General features: G+C 36.8%; 5 protein-coding genes. 4 read left to right on the top strand and 1 reads right to left on the bottom strand.

Going from position 1 to position 4,683, the window contains the following annotated elements; genetic code table 11:
- Window positions 1–139: 139 nt before the first annotated feature.
- A complete protein-coding gene (locus tag HX062_RS07560; RefSeq protein WP_182628628.1) occupies window positions 140–445 on the bottom strand; it encodes a DUF6804 family protein in 306 nt (101 codons plus the stop codon).
- A 242-nt stretch (window positions 446–687) separates the two neighbouring features.
- Between HX062_RS07560 and gcvT the strand changes: the two genes are divergently transcribed.
- From gcvT to HX062_RS07540, 4 genes are all read left to right on the top strand, one after another.
- A complete protein-coding gene (gcvT, locus tag HX062_RS07555) occupies window positions 688–1,770 on the top strand; it encodes a glycine cleavage system aminomethyltransferase GcvT (RefSeq protein ID WP_182628627.1) in 1,083 nt (360 codons plus the stop codon).
- A 99-nt stretch (window positions 1,771–1,869) separates the two neighbouring features.
- Window positions 1,870–2,580 carry a YebC/PmpR family DNA-binding transcriptional regulator gene (locus tag HX062_RS07550; RefSeq protein WP_182628626.1) on the top strand — a complete coding sequence of 237 codons (711 nt, stop codon included), beginning with the start codon at window positions 1,870–1,872 and terminating at the stop codon, window positions 2,578–2,580.
- 174 nt (window positions 2,581–2,754) lie between these two features.
- The gene (gene ypfJ, locus HX062_RS07545) at window positions 2,755–3,609 is read left to right on the top strand and encodes a KPN_02809 family neutral zinc metallopeptidase (RefSeq protein ID WP_182628625.1); all 855 of its coding nucleotides are present in this window, start codon (window positions 2,755–2,757) and stop codon (window positions 3,607–3,609) included.
- A 21-nt stretch (window positions 3,610–3,630) separates the two neighbouring features.
- Window positions 3,631–4,407, top strand: coding sequence for a DUF2189 domain-containing protein (locus HX062_RS07540; RefSeq protein WP_182628624.1), 777 nt, complete (start codon window positions 3,631–3,633; stop codon window positions 4,405–4,407).
- Window positions 4,408–4,683: the final 276 nt, after the last annotated feature.

Below are 4,683 nucleotides of genomic sequence, written 5' to 3'. Positions count from 1 at the left end.
CCCACTCACCATTTACCACTCACCATTTACCACTCACCATTTACCACTCACCATTTACCACTTTCCCTTGTCCCAAAAAAAAAGTCATTCGCAAGGCGAATGACTTTTTAAAAAATATTTCTTGTTTTTTAACTTTTCATTAAATAGCTTTGCTAAGCTTACTTTTCGAAGTAAATAAGGTAACAGCTAGAAAAGCTACGATTACACCGTGTAAGACCATCCAAACCGTTGCTCCAAAAGGAAGAGGAACGAAAGGTTGAAACAAAATAATCAAAGCAACATACAATCCTGTCCCCTTAATATTTGCTTCCACATGTGAATTGTAAGCTAGGATCCCGAATAATGCAATTAAGATGAATTTTGTCAATTCATAAAAATCTTGTGGCACACTTAGCATTCCTGCTACTAACAATAAAATTGCGCCTATTTTCAATCCTTTTTCCATAGTTTATATATTATTTTAATACACTGCAAAGATACGACCTAACGAACTGAAAACCAAGCTAAAGAGCATTTTTCAAAAATTCAAAAAAAATACAGCATTAGTTCATAAACTAGGGAATTTTATCTTAATTATATTGTAAATATCTCAATATCAAGGGGTGTTTATTGAATATAAAATCCTATTTTCAAATCCAATAAAATTAGTTTACTTTAGCGCTATTATTAAAATTGATATACAACACGATGAAACAAGTAACTTTAAATCACATTCACGAAGGTTTAGGAGCTAAAATGGTTCCATTTGCAGGTTTTTCAATGCCTGTTCAATATGAGGGTGTAAATGCAGAACACGAGACAGTTAGAAACGGTGTGGGCGTATTTGATGTATCTCACATGGGAATTTTCAAACTCTCTGGTCCAAATGCCTTGCCATTAATCCAAAAAGTTACTTCAAACGACGCTTCTACACTAGTAGATGGAAAAGCACAATACTGTTACTTTCCAAATGAAAAAGGAGGAGTAATTGACGATATCATCACATATAGAGTAAATGAAAACGAATACCTTATGGTGGTTAATGCATCTAATATCGATAAAGATTGGGCATGGATTAGCCAACATAACGATGTAAATGCAACGATCGAAAACTTATCTGATAGCTATTCTATCTTAGCTATTCAAGGTCCTAAAGCGGTTGAGGCGATGCAAAGCTTAACAGCAGTAAACTTAGCTGAGCTTAAATTCTACAACTTTACCATTGATACATTCGCTGGTGCGAAAGATGTTGTTATTTCTGCAACAGGCTATACAGGTTCTGGAGGATTTGAGATTTATGCAAAGAACGAAGACATCGAGATGATCTGGAATAAAGTATTCGAAGCTGGTGCAAACTGGGGGATCAAACCCATCGGATTAGCTGCTCGTGATACCTTGCGTCTAGAAATGGGATACTGCTTATATGGCAATGAGCTAAACGACGAAATTTCACCGTTAGAAGCTGGATTAGGTTGGGTAACTAAATTCACCAAAGACTTTATTAGCGCCGATATCTTAAAAGCACAAAAAGAAGCGGGTCTGAAAAATAAATTAGTAGGTTTCGAATTAGTGGAAAAAGGAATTCCAAGACACGATTACGAAATTGTTGATGCAACGGGTTCTGTTATCGGAAAAGTGACGTCTGGAACGATGTCTCCTTCTTTAGGAAAAGGAATCGGAATGGGGTATGTTACGCTTGAGCATGCAGCAGAAGGTAGCGCAATCTACATCCGCATTAGAAAAAATGACGTTGAAGCAAAAGTGGTAAAAACACCCTTTTACAAAAAATAATTCAATCGAAAATCAGGGGCTTAAAATAAGCCCCTCATTTTTATGATATATTTTTTTTATCTTTTATTTTTGCACAATTAAATCAAGTTATAAATTATTATGGGAAGAGCGTTTGAATTTAGAAAAGGACGTAAGCTAAAACGTTGGTCTGCTATGGCAAAAACGTTTACGAGAATTGGTAAGGATATTGTAATGGCTATTAAAGAAGGCGGACCTAACCCTGATACAAACTCTCGATTACGTGCAGTCATGCAAAACGCGAAGGCAGCCAATATGCCAAAGGAAAACGTAGAGCGTGCAATAAAACGTGCAACTGACAAAGACACCGAAAACTACAAAGAAGTAATGTTCGAAGGCTATGGCCCACACGGAATTGCTTTCTTAATCGAATGTGCAACGGATAACAACAACCGTACTGTTGCCAATATCAGAAGCTATTTCAACAAGTGTAATGGTACACTAGGTACTTCAGGTTCTGTAGAATTTATGTTTGATCATACCTGTAACTTTAGAATTCCTACTGATCCCAACAGAGACTTAGAAGAATTCGAATTAGAGTTAATTGACTTCGGAATCGACGAAATATTTGAAGATGAGGACGGTGTTATGATCTATGCTCCTTTTGAAAGTTTTGGCGCAATCCAAAAAGAATTAGAAAGCAGAAACATCGAAATCTTATCCTCTGGTTTTGACCGCATTCCACAAGTTACAAAAGAACTATCTGAAGCGGAACAAGCAGATGTAGACAAATTATTAGAAAAGATTGAAGAAGATGATGACGTACAAAACGTTTTCACTACAATGGCATAAAAAAAAGCTTCCCTCGGGAAGCTTTTTTAGTTACTGCTTCACAGTTTAGTAAACCCTGCACAAAACCCATAAAACGCGCAAAGAACAAACCGCGCAATCTGAACGCATAACTCATCTCACATACCCCATTTCAACCTTTTTTTTCATACATTTACGAAAAAATAGGAATTTCACATGAAATGGAAAAATCGTACAGAAAGTAAAAACGTACAAGACAATAGAGGAAAATCAATGGCTGGAAAAACAGCTATTGGCGGTGGTTTACTAGGAATTATCGCCATGTTACTCGTTGTCTTTGGCGGTGAAACAGGACAACAAATAGCACCCGTTTTAGAACAGCTGAACCAAGGAAATACAACAGAACAAGTAGAAACGCGTACCCTTTCTTCAGAAGAAGTAGAAATGGGTAAAATGGTTTCGGTTATGTTTAAAGATACAGAGGATGTATGGCATGCTATATTTGATCAAATGGGACAAATTTACCAAGAGCCAAAGCTGCATCTTTTTGACGATCAAGTGCAAACCAAATGTGGACATGCACAAGCTAGTGTAGGTCCTTTCTATTGTCCGGCAGATCAAACAATCTATATGGACTTGCGCTTCTTTGAAGAGCTACACCAACGATTTGGCGCTGAAAAAGGCAACTTTGCTATTGCTTATGTCCTAGCCCATGAAGTGGGTCATCACGTCCAAAACTTAATGGGGACCAACGCCAAGGTTTGGGAACAACAACAGCTCTTATCCAAAAAAGAAGCCAATAAACTTTCTGTTGCTCAAGAACTTCAAGCAGATTATTATGCAGGAGTTTGGGCCAAACACATTCAAAAATATTTAGAACCTAAAGATATCGATATTGCCCTAAGTGCCGCTCAAGCCGTTGGTGACGATGCCATTCAGAAAAGAGTTACTGGACAAGTAAATCCTGATTCTTTTACCCATGGTACCTCCAAACAACGCAAAGAATGGTTTATGAAAGGATACCAAACCGGAAACATTAACCAAGGCAATACCTTCGATTTCATCAAATAATAACTTACTTTAAACAAACAAATGAACCATTTAAAACAAACAATTCAAAGAATAAAAGACGAAGGATACAACATTCAACCTTTTTTTGTGATGCGCGAAGCCGCTATTTACTACAAAAAAACCCTCTTATTGGTTGTTGTCAGCCTCTTGTTGGCTTTCTTTTTTGTTTCTTTTTTGGGATCCATTGCCTTGACGCGATTAACCGATATCAAGGAAACGGCTAGTCCTGTTGAAATGCAAGAACAATTATTGGAATTAACAAATCAACTCACCCAACCTCCCCTATTATATGCCTACTTACTTACAGCGGTACTATTCTCCGCTTTAGCAAGTATCCTAATCGCTGGTTTTTACAAAATTAACGCTGAGGCCGCTACCGGACAAACCCCTCGCTTTTTAAGTGTTTTTAAATACTTCTTTAGCCTTAGAGGATTGTATGTTTTTATTGCACAAGGACTCATCACCTTATTGTTTACTATATTATCGGTTTTGCTCAAAGAGTACCAACTGGAAATGGTATCCCTAATCATCAATTGGCTGATTAATATCCTAACGCTATTTGCTACGCCTCTAATCATCTTTGGGCGTATGACACCGCTAGCTGCTATTAAAACGAGTATTCAAGTAGTGAATAAACAACCGATTCCAATTATATTAACGGTAATTCTAAATTACTTTTTAGTGTTCTCTGGCTTGTTTTTCTTTGTTGTGGGAATCTTAATTACGTTGCCGTATTTATTCTCCATTTACTTTACGCTATACAAACAAATCATCGGCTACAACATAGAAGAAGCTTAAGTATGGTAAAAGAGTGATGAGAGGATTTTTTCAATAAATAGAAGAGTCTCTGTTTTTTCGCTCGGTTAACTATTTACTCAGTTTGTTCCATTAGCTCTTTGACTAGATAAAACATGAAAAATCCCGTAGCATTTATACTGCGGGATTTTTTTTGCAGTTCGCATAGTACATACCACTTACCACTTACCACTCACCACTTACCATGTACGTCCCTGACATAGGTTGACCATAAAAAATCAATTTTCCTATGAAAGTTAACGTTCAACAAATCAAAAA

The organism is Myroides sp. DF42-4-2 (assembly GCF_030326445.1).
In the GTDB taxonomy this organism is placed as follows: domain Bacteria; phylum Bacteroidota; class Bacteroidia; order Flavobacteriales; family Flavobacteriaceae; genus Flavobacterium.
The sequence above is the reverse complement of the archived record's forward strand: the minus strand, read 5'-3'. Positions and strand labels throughout refer to the sequence as shown.

Coding starts and splice junctions, on each gene's coding strand:
- HX062_RS07560 (WP_182628628.1), bottom strand. CDS start 445: ATGGAAAAAGGATTGAAAATAGGCGCAATTTTATTGTTAGTAGCAGGA.
- gcvT (WP_182628627.1), top strand. CDS start 688: ATGAAACAAGTAACTTTAAATCACATTCACGAAGGTTTAGGAGCTAAA.
- HX062_RS07550 (WP_182628626.1), top strand. CDS start 1,870: ATGGGAAGAGCGTTTGAATTTAGAAAAGGACGTAAGCTAAAACGTTGG.
- ypfJ (WP_182628625.1), top strand. CDS start 2,755: ATGAAATGGAAAAATCGTACAGAAAGTAAAAACGTACAAGACAATAGA.
- HX062_RS07540 (WP_182628624.1), top strand. CDS start 3,631: ATGAACCATTTAAAACAAACAATTCAAAGAATAAAAGACGAAGGATAC.